Source organism: Pseudomonas sp. 2822-17 (genome assembly GCF_002742485.1).
Classification (GTDB): domain Bacteria; phylum Pseudomonadota; class Gammaproteobacteria; order Pseudomonadales; family Pseudomonadaceae; genus Aquipseudomonas; species Aquipseudomonas cyclaminis.
The window spans coordinates 1-18,252 of record NZ_LJRZ01000184.1 but is presented as its reverse complement, the minus strand read 5'-3'; the positions used below and the strand labels follow the sequence as shown (position 1 = coordinate 18,252).

Annotated in this window: 16 protein-coding genes and 5 tRNA genes; 8 read left to right on the top strand and 13 right to left on the bottom strand. The window is 60.0% G+C overall.

The annotated features are described in order from the left end of the window. Window positions 1–17: 17 nt before the first annotated feature. Window positions 18–94 (bottom strand) — tRNA-Asp (locus AOA60_RS01550). 19 nt (window positions 95–113) lie between these two features. Continuing rightward, a tRNA-Val gene (locus AOA60_RS01545) sits at window positions 114–189 on the bottom strand. Window positions 190–348: 159 nt separating this feature from the next. Here AOA60_RS01545 and rdgC point away from each other — a divergent pair. The 3 genes from rdgC (at window position 349) to sugE (ending at window position 2,748) form a co-directional block, all read left to right on the top strand. Then, entirely contained in the window at window positions 349–1,269 is a 921-nt protein-coding gene (gene rdgC, locus AOA60_RS01540; protein ID WP_099582817.1) for a recombination-associated protein RdgC, read from the top strand. A gap of 93 nt (window positions 1,270–1,362) precedes the next feature. After that, window positions 1,363–2,328 (top strand): bile acid:sodium symporter family protein, encoded by a 966-nt coding sequence (locus AOA60_RS01535; protein ID WP_099582815.1) that lies wholly within the window; start codon window positions 1,363–1,365, stop codon window positions 2,326–2,328. A gap of 105 nt (window positions 2,329–2,433) precedes the next feature. Then, window positions 2,434–2,748, top strand: coding sequence for a quaternary ammonium compound efflux SMR transporter SugE (sugE, locus tag AOA60_RS01530; protein WP_016970241.1), 315 nt, complete (start codon window positions 2,434–2,436; stop codon window positions 2,746–2,748). Window positions 2,749–2,865: 117 nt separating this feature from the next. Here sugE and AOA60_RS01525 read toward each other — a convergent pair whose 3' ends face one another. The 3 genes from AOA60_RS01525 to AOA60_RS01515 all read right to left on the bottom strand — a co-directional run bounded on the left by AOA60_RS01525 (window position 2,866) and on the right by AOA60_RS01515 (window position 7,225). Next, window positions 2,866–4,740 carry an MFS transporter gene (locus AOA60_RS01525; protein ID WP_099582813.1) on the bottom strand — a complete coding sequence of 625 codons (1,875 nt, stop codon included), beginning with the start codon at window positions 4,738–4,740 and terminating at the stop codon, window positions 2,866–2,868. A gap of 56 nt (window positions 4,741–4,796) precedes the next feature. Next, on the bottom strand, window positions 4,797–5,945 hold the full coding sequence (locus tag AOA60_RS01520; RefSeq protein WP_099582812.1) for a TDT family transporter: 1,149 nt from the start codon (window positions 5,943–5,945) through the stop codon (window positions 4,797–4,799). 77 nt (window positions 5,946–6,022) lie between these two features. After that, the gene (locus tag AOA60_RS01515; protein WP_099582811.1) at window positions 6,023–7,225 is read right to left on the bottom strand and encodes an MFS transporter; all 1,203 of its coding nucleotides are present in this window, start codon (window positions 7,223–7,225) and stop codon (window positions 6,023–6,025) included. 91 nt (window positions 7,226–7,316) lie between these two features. Here AOA60_RS01515 and AOA60_RS01510 point away from each other — a divergent pair, with 91 nt between their 5' ends. Next, the gene (locus AOA60_RS01510; protein ID WP_099582810.1) at window positions 7,317–7,856 is read left to right on the top strand and encodes a TetR/AcrR family transcriptional regulator; all 540 of its coding nucleotides are present in this window, start codon (window positions 7,317–7,319) and stop codon (window positions 7,854–7,856) included. Window positions 7,857–7,926: 70 nt separating this feature from the next. On the opposite strand, the gene AOA60_RS01505 is transcribed toward AOA60_RS01510, so the two are convergent. From AOA60_RS01505 to AOA60_RS01490, 4 genes are all read right to left on the bottom strand, one after another. Then, the gene (locus tag AOA60_RS01505) at window positions 7,927–8,706 is read right to left on the bottom strand and encodes an ABC transporter permease (protein ID WP_099582809.1); all 780 of its coding nucleotides are present in this window, start codon (window positions 8,704–8,706) and stop codon (window positions 7,927–7,929) included. Next, window positions 8,703–9,635 (bottom strand): ABC transporter ATP-binding protein, encoded by a 933-nt coding sequence (locus AOA60_RS01500; protein ID WP_099582808.1) that lies wholly within the window; start codon window positions 9,633–9,635, stop codon window positions 8,703–8,705. Before AOA60_RS01500 ends, AOA60_RS01505 begins: the two co-directional genes overlap by 4 nt. 134 nt (window positions 9,636–9,769) lie before the next feature. Next, window positions 9,770–10,387, bottom strand: a complete 618-nt coding sequence (locus AOA60_RS01495; RefSeq protein WP_099582807.1) for a glutathione S-transferase — start codon at window positions 10,385–10,387, stop codon at window positions 9,770–9,772. 56 nt (window positions 10,388–10,443) lie between these two features. Beyond that, window positions 10,444–11,103 carry a transglutaminase family protein gene (locus AOA60_RS01490; RefSeq protein WP_099582806.1) on the bottom strand — a complete coding sequence of 220 codons (660 nt, stop codon included), beginning with the start codon at window positions 11,101–11,103 and terminating at the stop codon, window positions 10,444–10,446. Window positions 11,104–11,261: 158 nt separating this feature from the next. On the opposite strand from AOA60_RS01490, the gene AOA60_RS01485 reads away from it, so the two are divergent. Further along, window positions 11,262–13,709: an acyl-CoA dehydrogenase gene (locus tag AOA60_RS01485; protein ID WP_099582805.1), complete on the top strand. Its 2,448-nt coding sequence runs from the start codon at window positions 11,262–11,264 to the stop codon at window positions 13,707–13,709. 75 nt (window positions 13,710–13,784) lie between these two features. Then, a complete protein-coding gene (locus AOA60_RS01480) occupies window positions 13,785–14,192 on the top strand; it encodes a PA2817 family protein (RefSeq protein WP_078732357.1) in 408 nt (135 codons plus the stop codon). Here AOA60_RS01480 and AOA60_RS01475 read toward each other — a convergent pair whose 3' ends face one another. Then, complete coding sequence (locus tag AOA60_RS01475) at window positions 14,193–15,140, bottom strand: LysR family transcriptional regulator (protein ID WP_099582804.1); 948 nt, start codon at window positions 15,138–15,140, stop codon at window positions 14,193–14,195. A gap of 89 nt (window positions 15,141–15,229) precedes the next feature. Between AOA60_RS01475 and AOA60_RS01470 the strand changes: the two genes are divergently transcribed. Then, on the top strand, window positions 15,230–15,856 hold the full coding sequence (locus AOA60_RS01470) for a hypothetical protein (protein ID WP_099582803.1): 627 nt from the start codon (window positions 15,230–15,232) through the stop codon (window positions 15,854–15,856). Window positions 15,857–16,069: 213 nt separating this feature from the next. Next, window positions 16,070–17,809, top strand: coding sequence for a dipeptidase (locus tag AOA60_RS01465; protein ID WP_099582802.1), 1,740 nt, complete (start codon window positions 16,070–16,072; stop codon window positions 17,807–17,809). A 108-nt stretch (window positions 17,810–17,917) separates the two neighbouring features. Here the strand turns inward: AOA60_RS01465 and AOA60_RS01460 are convergent. The 3 genes from AOA60_RS01460 to AOA60_RS01450 form a co-directional block, all read right to left on the bottom strand. Further along, window positions 17,918–17,993, bottom strand: a tRNA-Gly gene (locus AOA60_RS01460). Window positions 17,994–17,996: 3 nt separating this feature from the next. Continuing rightward, window positions 17,997–18,072: transfer RNA gene (locus AOA60_RS01455), tRNA-Glu, on the bottom strand. A gap of 103 nt (window positions 18,073–18,175) precedes the next feature. Continuing rightward, window positions 18,176–18,251, bottom strand: a tRNA-Gly gene (locus tag AOA60_RS01450). Window position 18,252: the final 1 nt, after the last annotated feature.

Genomic DNA, 18,252 nt, shown 5'->3' with positions numbered 1-18,252 from the left:
TTCCAGGTTACCGAATATGGCGCAGCGGACGGGACTCGAACCCGCGACCCCCGGCGTGACAGGCCGGTATTCTAACCGACTGAACTACCGCTGCGCGTAACACATGAAGCGAATGGTGGGTGATGACGGGATCGAACCGCCGACCCTCTGCTTGTAAGGCAGATGCTCTCCCAGCTGAGCTAATCACCCTTCGTCTCGGTGTGGCGCGCATTCTACGGAGCGACCTATGGTCTGGCAAGCACTTTCTTAAATCTTTTTTTTGAGGCCTTCCAATGGCTTAGGCAGGGTTGGCCTGGGGCGCTATCAAGAGAATAATGCCCCCCTTTGTATAAAGGAGAGACTCACCCCATGTGGTTCAAGAACCTGCTTATCTATCGCCTGACCCAAGATCTGCCTGTTGATGCCGAGGCGTTGGAAACTGCAATGGCCACCAAACTGGCGCGCCCTTGTGCAAGCCAGGAGTTGACCACTTACGGTTTCGTCGCGCCTTTTGGTAAAGGTGAAGACGCTCCCCTGGTTCACGTCAGCGGAGATTTCCTGCTGATTGCCGCGCGCAAGGAAGAACGCATCCTGCCGGGCAGCGTAGTGCGTGACGCGCTTAAAGAGAAAGTTGAAGAGATCGAGGCCGAGCAGATGCGCAAGGTCTATAAGAAGGAACGCGATCAGATCAAGGATGAAATCATCCAGGCCTTCCTGCCCCGCGCATTTATCCGTCGCTCGTCGACCTTCGCCGCCATTGCGCCGAAACAAGGCCTGATCCTGGTCAACTCGGCCAGCCCGAAACGCGCCGAAGACCTGCTCTCCACCCTGCGTGAAGTGATCGGCACGTTGCCAGTACGTCCGCTCACCGTGAAAACCGCACCAATCGCGATCATGACCGACTGGGTCACCACCCAGAAACCGGCCGATGACTTTTTCGTCCTCGACGAATGTGAGCTGCGTGACACCCACGAAGACGGCGGCATCGTGCGCTGCAAGCGCCAGGACCTGACTGGCGAAGAAATCCAACTGCACCTGACCACCGGCAAAGTCGTGACTCAACTGTCGCTGGCCTGGCAGGACAAGCTGTCCTTCATGCTCGACGACAAGATGACCGTCAAGCGCCTGAAGTTCGAAGACTTGCTGCAAGACCAGGCGGAACAGGACGGCGGCGACGAAGCCCTGGGCCAACTGGATGCGAGCTTTACGTTGATGATGCTGACCTTCGGCGAGTTCCTGCCGGCGTTGGTTGAAGCACTGGGCGGTGAAGAAACTCCACAGGGCATTTAAGCCATGTGAAGATCAAAATGTGGGCGGGGGCCTTCCCCCCTCCCACATTTGATCGCATGTGTACTTCAAGAATCTAACAACAAGGACACTGCCATGCGCGCACTCGCCGCCTTGAGCCGCTTCGTCGGCAATACCTTCGCCTATTGGGTGTTGATTTTTGCCGTGCTGGCCTTCCTCGAACCGAGCTGGTTCATCGGCCTGAAAAGCGCCATCGTCCCGCTGCTGGGGCTGGTGATGTTCGGCATGGGGCTGACCCTCAAACTCGATGACTTCGCCGAAGTCGCGCGCCACCCGTGGCGTGTGGCCCTCGGCGTGGTTGCGCACTTTGTGATCATGCCCGGCGTGGCCTGGCTGCTGTGCCAGGTGTTTCACCTGCCGCCGGAAATTGCCGTCGGCGTGATCCTCGTCGGTTGCTGCCCAAGCGGCACCTCGTCCAACGTGATGACCTGGCTGGCCCGTGGCGACCTGGCGTTGTCGGTGGCCATCGCCGCCGTCACCACCCTCCTCGCCCCGCTGCTCACGCCAGCGCTGATCTGGCTGCTGGCCTCGGCCTGGCTGCCCGTATCGTTCATGGAGTTGTTCTGGTCGATCCTGCAAGTGGTGCTGCTGCCGATCGTGCTTGGTGTGGTCGCCCAGCGCGTACTCGGCGAACGGGTTCGCCATGCGGTGGACGTATTGCCCTTGGTGTCGGTGGTCAGCATCGTGATCATCGTCGCGGCGGTGGTTGCGGCCAGCCAGGCGAAGATCGCCGAATCGGGCCTGTTGATCATGGCCGTGGTGATGCTGCACAACAGCTTCGGCTACCTGCTGGGCTACTTCACCGGGCGCCTGTTCAAGTTGCCTTTGGCGCAACGCAAGTCGCTGGCGCTGGAAGTGGGCATGCAGAACTCCGGGCTGGGCGCCGCGCTGGCCAGTGCGCACTTCTCGCCGCTGGCTGCCGTGCCGAGTGCGCTGTTCAGTGTCTGGCACAATATTTCCGGGGCGTTGCTGTCGACGTACTTCCGTCGCATGAGCGAGAAGGAAGACCGTCGTATCCTGGAGAACACCCCACAAACTTGATCGCCTGATCCGTTTTCGGCACTCTACGGGCTTCGCGGGGACGACCTCGCGACGCCAACGAGCGTTGAATCCGGGGACGACCCCGCCTGAATAAGCGAGGTCATCATGTCCTGGATCATTCTGTTTTTTGCCGGGTTGTTTGAAGTCGGCTGGGCCGTGGGCCTGAAGTACACCGACGGGTTCAGCAAGCCACTGCCCACCGCCCTGACCATTGCGGCGATGGCCATCAGCCTTGGCCTGCTGGGGCTGGCCATGAAGGAGCTGCCACTGGGCACTGCCTATGCCATCTGGACCGGTGTCGGTGCCGTGGGCACTGTGATTGCCGGGATTATCCTGTTTGGGGAATCCATGGCGCTGTTTAGGTTGGCGAGTGTGGCGTTGATTATCTGCGGGCTTGTTGGGCTTAAGATCAGCACTTAGGCCGCTACCGCCATCGGGGGCAAGCCCCCTCCCGCACTGGACCGCGCTTGTCAGAACAACTCGGTCAAATGTGGGAGGGGGCTTGCCCCCGATGAGGCCTCAACATCCAGCGCAGAACTACCTTGCACTCCCACGCAGAACACCAACCACAGCCTGCAATTGCGCAGGTGTCGCCTCCTCTACCCGAACAGGCTCACCGGCCACCAACACCACCCGCGACCAGATGCGGTGGAAAATCCCCTTGTTCGGATCGCGACTGAAGAAACTCCCCCACAACCCCTGCAACGCCATCGGAATCACCGGCACTGGCGTCTCCTCCAGAATCCGCGTCACCCCGCCACGGAACTCGTTCATCTCGCCATCAGCGGTCAACTTGCCTTCGGGGAAGATGCATACCAACTCACCTTCCTTCAGATACTGCGCAATTCGCGTGAAGGCCTTTTCGTAAATCTGGATATCTTCATGACGCCCGGCAATCGGAATCGCCCCGGCGGTGCGGAAGATGAAGTTGAGCACCGGCAGGCGGTAGATCTTGTAGTACATGACAAAGCGAATCGGCCGACGCACGGAACCTGCAATCAATAACGCATCGACAAACGACACGTGGTTGCACACCAGCAAGGCCGCGCCTTCGTCCGGGATCAGGTCGAGTCTTTTATGCTCCACGCGGTACATGGAATGGCTGAGCAGCCAGATCATGAAACGCATGGTGAACTCGGGGACGATCTTGAAGATGTAAGTGTTGACCGCGATGTTGAGCAGCGACACCACCAGGAACAACTCGGGGATCGACAGCTTGGCCACGCTCAGCAGCAGGATCGACACAATGGCCGACACCACCATGAACAACGCGTTGAGGATATTGTTGGCGGCGATCACCCGCGCACGCTCGTTCTCGGCGGTGCGCGACTGGATCAGCGCGTACAACGGCACGATATAAAAACCGCCGAACACACCGAGCCCGAGGATATCGATCAACACCCACCAGGCTTGGCCGTAACCGAGCACCGCCAGCCAGTCATTGGCCTGCACGTTCTGCGGGAAGCCGCCAGAGTGCCACCACAGCAGCAGGCCGAACACCGTCAGGCCGAATGAACCAAACGGCACCAGGCCGATTTCCACCTTGCGCCCGGAGAGCTTTTCGCAAAGCATCGAGCCGAGGGCGATGCCCACCGAGAACACCGTGAGGATCAGGGTCACCACGGTTTCATCGCCGTACAACCATTCCTTGGCGTAGGCCGGGATCTGGGTCAGGTAGATCGCGCCGACAAACCAGAACCACGAGTTGCCGACAATGGAGCGCGACACCGCCGGCGTCTGCCCCAGGCCCATGCGCAGCGTGGCCCAGGACTGGGTGAAGATATTCCAGTCCAGCCGCAGTTGCGGGGTAGACGCCGCCGCCCGTGGAATGCTGCGGCTGGCCAGGTAACCCAGCACCGCCACGCCGACAATCGCCACCGCCACAATCGGCGCGTAATGGGTAGACGACATCATGATCCCGGCGCCAATGGTGCCGGCCAGGATCGCCAGGAACGTGCCCATCTCCACAAGGCCATTGCCGCCGACCAACTCATCGTCGCGCAGGGCCTGGGGCATGATCGAGTACTTCACCGGGCCAAACAGTGCCGAGTGGGTGCCCATGGCAAACAGCGCCAGCAACATCAATTCGAGGTGATTCGTCAGGAAGCCCGTGGCGCCAACGGCCATGATTACGATCTCGCCGATCTTGATCGCGCGGATCAATGCATCCTTGTTGAATTTCTCGCCAAACTGCCCGGCCAGCGCCGAGAACAGGAAGAACGGCAGGATAAACAGCAAGGCGCACAGGTTGACCCAGATCGAGCGATCACCGTCGATGGTGAGCTTGTAGAGGATCGCCAGGATCAGCGATTGCTTGAAAATGTTGTCGTTGAAGGCGCCCAGCAACTGGGTGATGAAAAACGGCAGAAAGCGCCGCGTGCGCAGCAAGGTGAATTGCGAGGGGTGGCTCATCGTCCGTGTTCCTGCGTGGCCTTTATTTATCAGGCCACGACTTTACCTAATCCCGCTTACTTATTCGCTAGCCCTGCAATACATGGCGAAACAAAAAGCTCACCTTTATAGGCGCCCTGTACGGTGCGCCTGGCGACGATCAGCCACATCAGCGCCAATGCCAGCACCAGCGCACTGCCAAATACGTTGAAAAATGTCAGATGCAGCACATTCGCCAACTTGAGCGTGGCCAGGGCGTACACGCCCAGGGGGAAGGTAAAGCCCCACCAGCCCAGGTTAAACGGGATGCCAGCGCGCAGGTAACGCAGGGTGATCAGCACCGCGATCAGCATCCACCACAAGCCGAAGCCCCACAGGGTTACCCCCGCGATCAGGCCGATGCCGTTGGCGATCTCGCCGACACCCGGCAAGCCATTGGTAGCGAAGATCGCGGGCGCGTCGCCACCGAGCAGCAACATGCCGAGGGCGCCGGTGCCAATAGGGCCGAGCGCCAACCAACTCGACGCGGCCATACTGGCGTGGGGCAATTTATGCAGGGCCATGCGCAACATCAGGATGGTCAGGATGCTGAACGCCACCGGCAGGGAAAACGCCCAGAGCACATAGCTGGTCACCAGCATCACCAGTTGCGAATGAGCGTCCGCCAGATGCGGCGCCAGCAAGCCCCCGCTGGCCGCAGCGACTTCGGCGGCGACCACCGGCAACAGCCACACGGCGGTCATCTGGTCGATGCTGTGTTCCTGGCGGGTGAACATCATAAATGGGATCAATACACCGCAGGCCAGGGCCATCGCGACGTCCAACCACCACAGGGCTTCGGCCACCGGGATCACCTCAACGCCCCAGCGCGGCAGGCCGAACAACAGCAAACCGTTGAGAATCGTCGCCAACCCCATGGGAATCGTGCCAAAAAACATCGAAACCGTGGGATGCCCGAAGATCCGCCGCGCCTCGTGGAAAAACATCACCCAGCGCGCGGCATACAAGACGCTGAACAGGATGAACAGCCCAATGGTAAACATCCACAGGCCTTCAGCGATGGTGTGCAATACGGGCAGGTTGACCGGCAATTGCGCCAGGGCCAGAGCCAGCACCCCCGTGCCCATCGTTGCGGCGAACCAGTTGGGGGTGAATTGGCGAATCACTTCCCGGGGACGGGTCAGGTGGCTGAGGGGTTTGTAGCTGATGGTGTTCGAGCAGGTCATGATGAAAATCCTCTTCCTCGCATGAGGTTGAGATCATCATAGAACCCGATCGAATATCCATATAACGGGTAATATCTCTAAATGTTATCTATTTTGCAGATATTCGATTGGCGTGAAGAGTCCTGCACCCGCAACCCCACCAGTGCAGCCAGGGCCAATATGATCAGCGCCGCGCCGTAGCCGTCGGTGGTCACGATCAGGCCGTAACTGCGGATCAGGTTGCCCGCCAGCAACGACGGCAGGCAGAACGCCAGATAACTGAGCACATAAAACGCCGACATCAACCCGGCTCGCTCATGGGGCAACGCCAGCGGCACCACGCTGCGCAACGCCCCGAGAAAGCCTGCGCCGAAGCCGCTGCCAGCGATCAGAGTGGCGATAAAAAACAACGACAGGCTGGCGCTGTGTACCGCCGTCAGGATCAGCGCCACCCCCACTGCCAGCAATGCCGCGCCAAGGCGCAGCACCTTGTCGGCCGGGCGATTGCGCAAGGTGAAGATCATCAGCGCCCCGCTCAACGTCAGTACCGCGACCAGACCGCCACCGATGAGGTTGGACGTGGACCCCGTCGCCGCCCGCACCAACGAAGGCGCCAGGGACAAATAGAACCCACCCATCGCCCACACCGCCACATCCACCGGCAACGACAACCACAGCGCCCGGCGTGCCTGGGGCGGCACATGCAGGGTTGGCCGCAGCGATGCCCATGCACCCGGAATACGGCTGACGGTTTCCGGCAGCCGCCACACATACAGTGCCTGCACCAACATCAGTGCCAGCAGCGCCGCGTAGACCAACTGCGTCGGCAATGGCGCGAACTCCACCAGCAAACTGCTACCCATCGCCCCGCACGCCATCCCCAGCAACGGTGCCACACTATTGACCAATGGCCCTTGCTGGCGGTCGGTATCCAACAGCGCCGCGCCCAGCACCGCCGTGGCCATGCCGGTGGCAAAGCCCTGTAATGTACGCGCCGCGATCAGCCAGGCCACGCTGTCTTCATTGATAAACAGCAGCATCGCCAACATATTCAGCAGCAGCGCAGCAAAAATCACCGGCTTGCGCCCCAGGTGGTCCGACAGCGAACCCACCGTCAACAGCGCCGCCAGCAGGCTCAGCGCGTATACACCGAAGATCAGCGTGAGCATACCTGCAGAAAAATGCAGGCCTTGCTGATACAGGTGATACAACGGCGTCGGCGCGCTGGACGCGGCCAGGAATGTCAGCAAGGTGATCGCCAGAAACACCAGGCTGGAACGGTGGGAAATAGGACTGGACATCGGCACGCTCCGCTAAAGCTAATATATTGCTTTTGTGGAGTGTGCGACTGGTCAGCGCTTAAAGCAAATTCTTTGTGTTAAGGTCGTAAATATGGCGATTAAAGAAGGCCTCCGCCCGGGGGGCCGTAGTGCCCGGGTACAAGAATCCGTTCATTCGGCCGTGCGTGAGCTGCTCGGAACCCACGAGCGCTCCAGCGTCACCGTGCCGATGATTGCCACTCGCGCAGGCGTCACGCCGTCGACCATCTACCGACGCTGGGGCGACCTCTCCGTTCTCCTGGCCGATGTGGCCCTGGCGCGCATGCAGCCTGATAGCGAGCCGGCCAACACCGGCAGTCTGCGCGGCGACCTGCAAGCCTGGGCCGAGCAGTATCTGGATGAAATGAGTTCAGAACCGGGGCGCAACATGATGCGCGACGTGCAATGCAGCGTGACGCCTGGGTATTGCGTGAGCATCTTGAGTGGGCAGTTTCAGGCGATTGTCGAGCGCTACCCGGATGACAACCCGCCCAGCGTCGACCGCCTGATTAACTTGCTGGCGGCGCCGACGGTGTTTCGGATTCTGTTTTCGACGGCACCGTTGGCGGTTGAAGAACTGTCTGCACTGATTGAACTCGCCTTGGGGAGATAAAAGCCTCACTCATAACCCAATGTGGGAGGGGCAAGCCCCTTCCCACACTTTCCCACATGCATTGAGTGAGTTATGTACGCATCCCGCGTCCACTGACCAGCAACTTCGCGCAACCGATATACAAGACGATGGTCGCCACGATCATGAAGGTGATCGCCACGCTGATCTTGATATCCGACACGCCCAGGATGCCGTAACGGAAGGCGTTGACCATGTGCAACACCGGGTTGGCCAGCGACACGGTCTGCCAGAACGGCGGCAGCAAGGTGATGGAGTAGAACACGCCGCCCAGGTAGGTCAGCGGCGTCAGCACAAAGGTCGGGATGATCGAAATATCATCGAAGTTGCGTGCAAACACTGCGTTGATGAACCCCAGCAGCGAGAAGATCGTCGCCGTCAGCACCACCACCAGAATGGTGACCCCGAGGTGATGCACCTGCAGGTGAGTGAAGAACAGCGACAACAGCGTCACGATCACCCCGACCATCAAGCCACGCAACACACCGCCTGCGGTGTAGCCCAGCAGGATGGTGTGCGGTGACACCGGCGAGACCATCAGTTCTTCAATCGAGCGCTGGAACTTGCTGCCGAAGAAACTTGAAACCACGTTGCCGTAGGAGTTGGTGATCACCGACATCATGATCAGGCCCGGCACGATGTACTCCATATAGGTGAAACCACCCATGTCACCGATCTGCCGGCCGATCAGGTTACCGAAGATCACGAAGTACAGGACCATGGTGATCGCTGGCGGTAGCAGGGTCTGCGGCCAGATCCGGGTAAAGCGCTTCACTTCACGGTAAACGATGGTTTGCAGCGCGACGAGGTTGGGTTGCAGTTCGGAACTCATACCGCCACCTTCGTCAGATTTTTCTCCACCAGGGACACGAACAACTCCTCAAGGCGATTGGTTTTGTTACGTAGGCTCAGCACTTCGATGTTCTGGGTCGCCAACTGCGTGAACAGCGCGGTGATGCCCATGGCCTTGTCGACCTGGACCTCCAGAGTGTGGCTGTCCAACAGCCGGCTCGGGTAGCCCAGCAGTTGCGGCGGCGCCGACAGATTGTTCTTCAGGTCGAGCAGGAAAGTTTCCACATGCAACTGGCCCAGCAGGTTACGCATGCTGGTGTTCTCGACGATGGTGCCGTGGTCAATGATGCCGATGTTGCGGCACAACTGCTCAGCCTCTTCCAGGTAATGGGTGGTGAGGATGATGGTGATGCCCTTCTCGTTCAGCTCGGTGAGAAAGGTCCACATCGAACGGCGCAACTCGATATCCACGCCAGCGGTGGGCTCATCGAGGATCAGCAGGCGTGGCTCATGCACCAGGGCGCGAGCGATCATCAGGCGACGCTTCATACCGCCGGACAATGAACGGGACGGCACGTCGCGCTTGTCCCACAGGCCGAGCTGGGTCAGGTACTGCTCGGCGCGTTCCTTGGCGACTTTCGACGGGATGCCGTAGTAACCGGCCTGAGTCACAACGATATCGAAGGTCTTTTCGAACTGGTTGAAGTTGAATTCCTGAGGCACCACACCGATGGAGCGCTTGAGCGCCGCCGGGGATTTATCCAGGTCATGGCCGAAGATATTCACCGTGCCGCTGGTCTTGTTGACCAGGGTGGAGAGGATGCCGATGGTGGTGGATTTGCCGGCACCGTTGGGGCCGAGCAAGGCGAAGAAGTCACCTTCGGCAACATCCAGATCGATACCACTCAGGGCCTGGAAACCGTTGCCGTAGGTTTTGGTTAGCTGCCGGATGGACAGAGCGGAACTCATATCGGAATACGCACCAAAGAAGGGAATGAAAAGAGTAGATGAGCGCGCAGCCCACGTAGTTCAACGGCGGCGCATGACAAGCATGGTGCTTGCCCGCGCCGCACAAGTACAGTCACCTGTATTAATAGTCAGTATTAAGTCAACGCGGTCATGACCGCTTTGCGATAGGCCGGGCGTTGTTGCAGGCGCTGATACCAGGCTTCAAGATGGGGCATTGCCGGGCGCTCAATGGGCATTTCGAACCAGGCATAGGCAAAGCAACCCAAGGGGATATCGCCCATGCCGAAGGCGCTGCCGGACAGGTAAGGCTGCTCGGCGAGGGCCTGGTCGACTGTTTTGAGCGCATCGATACACGCTTGGTGCCCGGCATTGATGCTGTCCCAGTTCTGTTTTTCCGCCGGGGTACGCACGACACCCCAGAACACCGCCTTGAACGGCTCGGCCAGGGTCGACGTGGTCCAGTCCATCCACTTCTCCGCGCTGGCTCGGGCTTGCAGATCGGTCGGATAAAATTCCGACGCGTGCTTGGCGCACAAATAACGCACGATGGTGTTGGATTCCCACAACACAAAGTCGCCGTCCTGAATCATCGGCACCCGGCCATTGGGGTTCAACGCCCGGTATTGCGGGGTGTCGACCACACCAAAAGCCCCGCCCGCATCAATCGCCTCATAGTCCAGGCCGAGTTCCTCGGCGCACCACAGTGCTTTCCTGACGTTTGATGAATTTTTACGACCCCAGATCTTCAGCATGACCGCGCCTTATTGTTGATGAACATGGCTTGATGGACGCAGCAGCATACGCCGGTTCACCCGCGGCTTAAATCGCTCTGCAGGTCGCCCAACAGGTTTGGCTTATCGTCGCCAAACAGGTGCGGGTAACATTTCCGAATATGGGTGAAGAACAATTCCTCGGGCACATCTGCAAATTGCCCGTGGTCCACCACGTACTCCATCGACCGCTGGCCCTGGCGATTGAACGCGTGAAACACACTGTCGTTGCGCCCGTCGAAGTCCAGCGGCGGAACATCGAATACTTCGCACAATTGCTGATTGAATGCCGGCGTGGCTTTGACCCAGCGGCCGTTCAAGTACAGCTCGGTGTAGCCGTGCATGGCGAACACATCGCTCTTGAGCAACGCAAGCAGGCGCGGGGTCGACAGGTGATTGCGCACATCCGCCAGGCCAATGCGCGCCGAGATCCCACAGTGGCGCGCGCAGGCAGCAAGCAAGGTGGCCTTGGGCACGCAGTAGCTCTCACGGGTGGCCAAGGCAGAGCTGGCATTCAAGGTGTTTGGATCGCGGCTGAAGGTGTAGGGGTTGTAGCGCACGGCATCACGCACGGCGTAATAGAGACTGACTGCCTGGTCAGTTAAATCCGCACGGGTTCCGCGATGTTTTTCGGCGAACTCCACCACCGCAGGGTGGTCACTATCGATGAAGCGGCTGGGACTCAGGTACGTTTCCATGAGCGCTGTCTCCGAGGGAAGCCTGGAGTCTAACGACAGGGCGGCCGTGGAGATAACGACGAATCGGCCAAATCTCGTAACACCCTGATCACCGCACCTTCTCGGATGCCGACTAAGCTCCTTGGTGGTTTCGCCCCTGGTTTCACGGAGGATTGAATATGCTGTTGTTGTGGATACTGGTTCTGGTGGTCGGCGTTGCCTACCTGGCACATCGCCGCACCGCGCCCCTGCCCGCCTTGGGCGTGGTCGCCGTCTACCTGCTGGCGATGGGCGCCTGGAGCCATGCACCGGGCTGGCTGTTGCTGATCTTCTGGGTGTTGATCGCTGTCGTGGCCGCGCCCTTGCTGCTGCCGGACCTGCGCCGCCAATATTTCACCAAGCCACTGTTCAGCTGGTTCCAGAAAGTCCTTCCGCCCATGTCCGAAACCGAGCGCGATGCCATCGACGCCGGCACCGTTTGGTGGGACGGCGAGCTGTTCAGCGGCCGCCCCGATTGGGACAAGTTGCTGGCCTACCCCAAGGTGCAACTGACCGAAGAGGAACAAGCCTTCATCGACGGCCCCACCGAAGAACTCTGCGCCATGGTCAGCGACTGGGAAATCGGCCAGGCCATGGACCTGCCGCCGGCTGCCTGGGAGCACATCAAGACCCACGGTTTCTTCGCACTTATCATTCCCAAGGAGTACGGCGGCAAGGGTTTCTCAGCCTACGCTCACTCCCAGGTGGCGATGAAACTCGCCACCCGCAGCGGCGACCTCGCCTCCACCGTGATGGTGCCAAACTCCCTCGGCCCGGCCGAACTGCTGCTGCACTACGGCACCGATGAACAACGCAACCACTACCTGCCACGCCTGGCCCGCGGCGATGATATCCCGTGCTTCGCCCTCACCGGCCCACTGGCTGGCTCCGACGCGGGCGCCATGCCTGACACCGGCGTGATCTGCAAAGGTGAATGGGAAGGCAAGGAAACCCTCGGCCTGCGCCTGAACTGGGAAAAACGCTACATCACCCTCGGCCCGGTCGCGACCCTGCTCGGGCTGGCCTTCAAAGCCCATGACCCGGACCATCTGTTGGGTGAAGAGGAAGATCTGGGTATCAGCCTGGCGCTGATTCCCACCGACACCCCCGGTGTGGAAATCGGCCGTCGCCACCTGCCGCTCGGCGCCGCCTTCATGAACGGCCCCAACTCCGGCAAGGACGTGTTCATCCCCCTGGAATTCCTCATCGGCGGCCAGGAAATGCTCGGCAAGGGCTGGATGATGCTGATGAATTGCCTGTCGGTGGGCCGTTCGATTTCCCTGCCGGCAGTCGGCACCGGCGCGGCCAAGTTCACCAGCCTGGTCACCGGCCAGTACGCCCAGGTGCGCGAGCAATTCAACGTGCCACTCTCCGCCTTCGAAGGTATCCAGGAAGCCCTGGCCCGTATCGGCGGCAACGCCTGGCTGATGGACAGTGCGCGCATGCTCACCGCCAATGCCGTTGACCTCGGGGAAAAACCTTCAGTGCTGTCGGCAATCCTCAAGTACCACCTCACCGAGCGCGGCCGTGAATGCATCAGCCACGCGATGGACGTACACGGCGGCAAGGGCATCATCATGGGCCCCAACAATTACCTGGGCCGTAGCTGGCAAGGTGCGCCGATCTTCATCACTGTCGAGGGCGCGAATATCCTCTCGCGCAACCTGATGATCTTTGGCCAGGGCGCCATCCGCTGCCATCCGTTCGTGCTCAAGGAAATGGCGCTGGCCGGTCGCGAAGACCATGACCAGGCGCTGAAGGAGTTTGACGGCCTGCTGATGCAACACATCGGTTTTGCCGTGAGCAACGCCGCGAGCACCCTGGTACTGAACTTGGGCTTTGGCCGCTTTGAGAAAGCGCCGGGTAACCGCTTGAGCCAGGGTTATTTCCGTGCACTCAATCGCCAGGCTGCGGCCTTCGCCCTGCTTGCGGACTTGAGCATGATGCTGCTGGGCGGCGAGCTGAAACGCCGCGAACGCCTGTCGGCACGCCTGGGGGATGTACTGAGCCATATGTACCTGGCTTCAGCGGCGCTCAAGCGCCATCACGATCTGGATTCGCCGGACCACCTGGAACCGCTGTTCGCCTGGGCCATGGAAGAAAGCCTCGGCGAGTCGGAACGTGCGCTGGATGAGTTGCTGGGCAACTTCCCGAACAAGGTGCTCGGCTGCCTGCTGCGGGTGATTGTGTTCCCGTTCGGCCGTCGCCATACCGGGCCGTCCGATGCACTGGATGCCGAGGTGGCCGCCGTCATCGGCCGCGCCAAAGGCGACCCGACACTGGAAGAATTGCTGGCCGGCTGCTACCGCCCACAATCGGCGGACGATCCGGTCGGCGCCCTGCAACACGCCTACGACCTGTTGGGTGCCAGCCACCCGCTGCAGAAAAAACTCCACACCGCGCTCAAAAGCGGCCAGGTCAAACCGACGGCCGGCGAGCATGCCATCGACGCCGCGCTGCATGCCAACGTGCTGCAACCGGGCGAGGCGCAGACATTGCGCGACGCTGAAGCAGCGCGGCGCAAGGTGATCGACGTGGATGATTTCAGCAAGGAAGAACTGACCCAGGCTGAGGGCACAGTCCGCTGATCCCAGCGGTCATATAAAAACGGGCGCGAGGGCTATATACTCTCGCGCCCGTTTTTGCTTTAGAGGACTTATCTCGTGTCCAACGTCGTTGCCGATCATCTCGTCTTGCTCGACCACCTGCGCAGCATCCTGGTTGCCGTCGGCGAAGCCGAACAGGTGCCCGAGGAAAGCCACACCCTGTTCCTGGAGCGCTTCGACGAACTGCGCGCCCTACTGCCGATTGACCCGATCGAAAGCCAGTACCTGGGCCAGGACCTGATGAGCCAAGTCATTCTGCGCTACCCGCAAATTGCCCACCTGGTGCCACGCGATCTGCTGTGGTTCTTCGGCGGCGATTGCCTGCACTTTATGCCCGACGAAGAGCTGGACCTGTACCAGGCCCTGGAAGAACGTCGTTATGAGGCCGAACAGAACGACGAGCCGTTCGACTGGAACCAGGAAAAGCAACTGCTGGCCATGCCCCAGGATCAGAGCAAGCACTGATCAGCCAGCCGTACCAGAGGGCCGACGCAATGTCGGCTCCTTCGCCATACACTCCACCAGATAATCAATAAACACCCGCAGCTTCGGCGGCAGGTAGCGCGTGGGCGAATGCAGCAACCACGCCTCGCCATGGTAGGACGCAATAAAATCCCACCCTGGCAACACCTGTACCAAACGCCCCTCCTCCAGCGCATGGCGCGCCGTAAAGAACGGCAGGCTGCCAATCCCCACATGTTGCAACACCGCATCCAGCCGCACGCCGGTGTGATTCGCTGCATAACGCCCGTGCACGCCGACGGTCACTGCCTTACCGTCCTGTCGGAATTTCCAACGCGAGTCGCCGGGGGTTTCGCCAAGGTAGATGCAGCTGTGTTCCAGCAAATCGTGGGGATGCTCCGGCATACCGTGATCGGCCAGGTACTGCGGCGTCGCACACAGCAAATGCTCAATCGGCAATAGCTGACGCCCCACCAGCCCCGGCGGCGGGCTGTCGGTGATGCGAATGCTCAGATCAACATTGTCATCGATCATGTCTACCTGCCGGTCCTCTAGGATCAACTGCACATCCACCTTGGGATACCGCCGCAGAAACTCCGGCATATGTGGGTGCACCACAAACCGCCCCACCGCCTTAGGCACACTGACCCGCACCAGCCCCTCGGCCTCATGGGTGAATTGGCCACTTATTTCCATCACCGAACGCGCTGCGCTGACCATCTCCTGGCAGCGCTTGAACACCTCTTCACCGCCTTCGCTCAAGCGCAGTTTGCGCGTGGTGCGTTGCAGCAACCGGGTAGCCAGGGCCTTTTCCAGGCGCGAAATACTGCGACTCACCGCCGAGGGCGAAACGCTCAATTGCCGTGCCGCTCCGGAGAAGCTGCCGGTCTCTACCACCTTGACGAAAATCGCCATTTCCCCCAGCAGCGGTAACGGAAGATTGATGCTCATGACGCACAGGTCCATTGATATTTGAGCGGATTATCACCTATCCAAGCACTATTTATACTGCCCGCAGAACCCTGATGCGGATGTAGAAGATGACCGAGCGCCTGTTTTTCACCCACGATTCCCTCAGTGCCGAGCTTGAAGTACTGAGCTGCACGCACTGCGACGACCAGTTTGCGGTCATTTTACAGTCGACGATTTTCCATCCCCAGGGCGGTGGCCAGCCGTTCGACACGGGCTGGCTCGGTGATGCTCAGGTCCTGCGCGTCACTCAGGAAGCTGATCGCGTAGTGCACTATGTCAACCAACCTGTAGCTGTGGGTCCCATCACCGCGCGGGTCGATGAACCACGCCGTACCCTGCACACACGCCTGCATTCCGCCGGACATTTGATCGGCAACGCCGGCGAAACCCTGGGCTGGATGCCGATCAAGGCGCACCACTGGCCAGGCGAAGGCAAGATCACTTTTATCCGCGGCGAAGGCGCGCAAGCCATTGACGCCGAGACCCTCCAGCAGCGGATCAACCAATGGATCGCCGCAGATTATCCGCGCCACATGGCCCTGGATGACGGCACCCGCGAGGTGGGCTTCGGCGAGCTGCCCACCTACGCTTGCGGCGGTACCCATGTGCAAACACTTGGCGAGCTGGGTGAGGTAACTATCCTGGCCCTGTCGGAAAAAAAGGGCGCGCTGTCGGTGCGGTACAGCCTGGACTAAACCGCGACGATTCTTCGAGCACTGCGCCCAGAGACGCCTCTAAACCGCAGGTTACAGCGCTGCAACGTGCGCATTCGAGGGTGCTATCGAGTTTTTAGATAAGCCTCTTTTTGGCCTCCCTGGCACACCTTTGCAGTGTTAGTGTGTGGAAATGTTTCTGACACATTGATCAGAAACCCCCTACTCTCCCTTTGCAAAGGAATGCCTCTAACCATGCACTTTCCCCTCAAGCAATTGGCGGCTGCGACCTTGCTCGCGGCGAGCCTTTCGGTGATGAGCACCGCCGTTTTTGCCAACATTACGCCGGAGCAAAGCACGGCAATTCTGAAGGGTTTCAACGAAACGTCAGTTAACGATTTTCGTGGTTTCCTCAGCACCCTGGCCAAGAGCGACCTGGGTAAAACCGCTGACGTGGGCCCGGCCATCAGCGCCTTCCTCGACAACCAGACCCTGAGCGCCGACCAGCAGAACGAGATCCATCGCTTGCTGGGCATTTACACCCGAGTGAAGTACGGCAAAGCCGCCCTCGACACCCTGCGCGAACTGGTGGAAATCCCGACCTTCAACGTGGACGGTGTGCCGCAATACAAGAACCCGGAATTCATCCGGATTGCCGACAAGATCCAGGCCCTGGCCGAGAGCTTTGACCTGAATTTCCGTAACGTCGACAACCGCGTGTATGAAATCTCCCTGGCAGGCAGCGGCGACGAGGTAGTGGGTATCCACGCTCACGCCGACGTGGTGCCGGTGACACCGGAAAACTGGGTATTGAAGGACGGCACCCACCTCGATCCCTTCAAGGTCACGCTGATCGGCGACCGCATGTATGGCCGGGGCACCGAGGATGATAAAAACGGCATTGTGGTAGCGATGTATGCCATGAAGGTGATCAAGGAAGAAAAGCTGCCGTTGGCGCGTAATTTCAAGCTGCTGGTGGACACCACTGAAGAAACCTCCGGCGACGCAATCCCTTACTACTTCGAACGCAACCCGACGCCGCAATACAACCTGGCGCTGGACGGCGGCTACCCGGTGGTGATTGCCGAAAAAGGTTATGGCACCGTCATGGCCACTTTCCCGCGCCGTAAAGGGGAAGGCAAAGGCGCAGAAATCATCGCAATGACCGGCGGCATGGCCACCAACCAGATTCCATCGGCGTCGGTGGCCACATTCGTCAGCGAAAAACCTGCCGAATTGGCAGCCAGCCTGCAAAACGCCGGCACGGCATACGCCAAGCGCAACGGTGGTGACTTTGAGGTGAGCGCCAAGGTCGTGGGCAAGGATGTCAAACTGACCGTCACCGGCGTGTCGGCGCACTCCTCCGAGCCAGAGGCCGGTATCAACCCGGTGGCGCGCATGCTGGAGCTGATCCACAACGTCGACGGCAAGATTGCCCTCAAGCACAACCACATCACCGACGCAGCACGGTATGCGTCCGACAATTGGGGCCTGGATTACCTGGGTGGCAAATTGGGCGTGGGCTTCTCCGATGACTTCATGGGGCCGCTGACCACGTCGCTGACCTTTGTCGGGCTGGACGACAACGCCTTCAAGCTGGCGGTCAACCTGCGGGTGCCGAAGGGCAAATCCCCGGAGAAACTCAAGGCTGAGATCGCCGAGAAACTGAGCGCCTGGGACAAGAAGACCAAGGTCAACGTGGACTTCACCTACTCGGTGGCCGAGCCGATGTTCCGCAACCCGGAAGGTGAATGGGTGAAGGCCTTGCTCGCGGTCGCCAGCGAAAACCTGGGCATGGAACATAAATTCGGTACTTCGGCCGGCGCCACCTCGGTCCACGAGCTGCCGAACGGTGTACAGTTTGGCCTCGCGCGCCCGGAAGTGAAGTACACCGGACATACCGACAACGAGTTCAAGACGGTCGACCAGTTCTTGCTGGACTTGCAAATCGTCACCGAAATGATGGGCCGCATCGGCCAACTGCCCACGCTCTGACCCGCGTTCGCGCCCGCCACCAGGCGGGCGTTGGCGCCTCACTTCAGGGTGTTGCTCAAATCCCAGGCAAAAAAAAGCCACTCGATTGAGTGGCTTTTTTCTTGAATATGGAGCGGGAAACGAGACTCGAACTCGCGACCCCGACCTTGGCAAGGTCGTGCTCTACCAACTGAGCTATTCCCGCAAATGGCGTCCCCTAGGGGACTCGAACCCCTGTTACCGCCGTGAAAGGGCGGTGTCCTAGGCCACTAGACGAAGGGGACACGCTACTGAAACACATGGTGTGTATTTCAGTGCCCAGAGGCCGAATCCGAAGATGAGGCCCTGGTTTCACTCAGCGCCGCCCGAAGGCCACACTGCTTAAAATGGAGCGGGAAACGAGACTCGAACTCGCGACCCCGACCTTGGCAAGGTCGTGCTCTACCAACTGAGCTATTCCCGCA

Bases quoted from the DNA above. Each gene is read 5' to 3' on its own strand.
- rdgC (WP_099582817.1), top strand. From the start codon at position 349: ATGTGGTTCAAGAACCTGCTTATCTATCGCCTGACCCAAGATCTGCCT.
- AOA60_RS01535 (WP_099582815.1), top strand. From the start codon at position 1,363: ATGCGCGCACTCGCCGCCTTGAGCCGCTTCGTCGGCAATACCTTCGCC.
- sugE (WP_016970241.1), top strand. From the start codon at position 2,434: ATGTCCTGGATCATTCTGTTTTTTGCCGGGTTGTTTGAAGTCGGCTGG.
- AOA60_RS01525 (WP_099582813.1), bottom strand. From the start codon at position 4,740: ATGAGCCACCCCTCGCAATTCACCTTGCTGCGCACGCGGCGCTTTCTG.
- AOA60_RS01520 (WP_099582812.1), bottom strand. From the start codon at position 5,945: ATGACCTGCTCGAACACCATCAGCTACAAACCCCTCAGCCACCTGACC.
- AOA60_RS01515 (WP_099582811.1), bottom strand. From the start codon at position 7,225: ATGTCCAGTCCTATTTCCCACCGTTCCAGCCTGGTGTTTCTGGCGATC.
- AOA60_RS01510 (WP_099582810.1), top strand. From the start codon at position 7,317: ATGGCGATTAAAGAAGGCCTCCGCCCGGGGGGCCGTAGTGCCCGGGTA.
- AOA60_RS01505 (WP_099582809.1), bottom strand. From the start codon at position 8,706: ATGAGTTCCGAACTGCAACCCAACCTCGTCGCGCTGCAAACCATCGTT.
- AOA60_RS01500 (WP_099582808.1), bottom strand. From the start codon at position 9,635: ATGAGTTCCGCTCTGTCCATCCGGCAGCTAACCAAAACCTACGGCAAC.
- AOA60_RS01495 (WP_099582807.1), bottom strand. From the start codon at position 10,387: ATGCTGAAGATCTGGGGTCGTAAAAATTCATCAAACGTCAGGAAAGCA.
- AOA60_RS01490 (WP_099582806.1), bottom strand. From the start codon at position 11,103: ATGGAAACGTACCTGAGTCCCAGCCGCTTCATCGATAGTGACCACCCT.
- AOA60_RS01485 (WP_099582805.1), top strand. From the start codon at position 11,262: ATGCTGTTGTTGTGGATACTGGTTCTGGTGGTCGGCGTTGCCTACCTG.
- AOA60_RS01475 (WP_099582804.1), bottom strand. From the start codon at position 15,140: ATGAGCATCAATCTTCCGTTACCGCTGCTGGGGGAAATGGCGATTTTC.
- AOA60_RS01470 (WP_099582803.1), top strand. From the start codon at position 15,230: ATGACCGAGCGCCTGTTTTTCACCCACGATTCCCTCAGTGCCGAGCTT.
- AOA60_RS01465 (WP_099582802.1), top strand. From the start codon at position 16,070: ATGCACTTTCCCCTCAAGCAATTGGCGGCTGCGACCTTGCTCGCGGCG.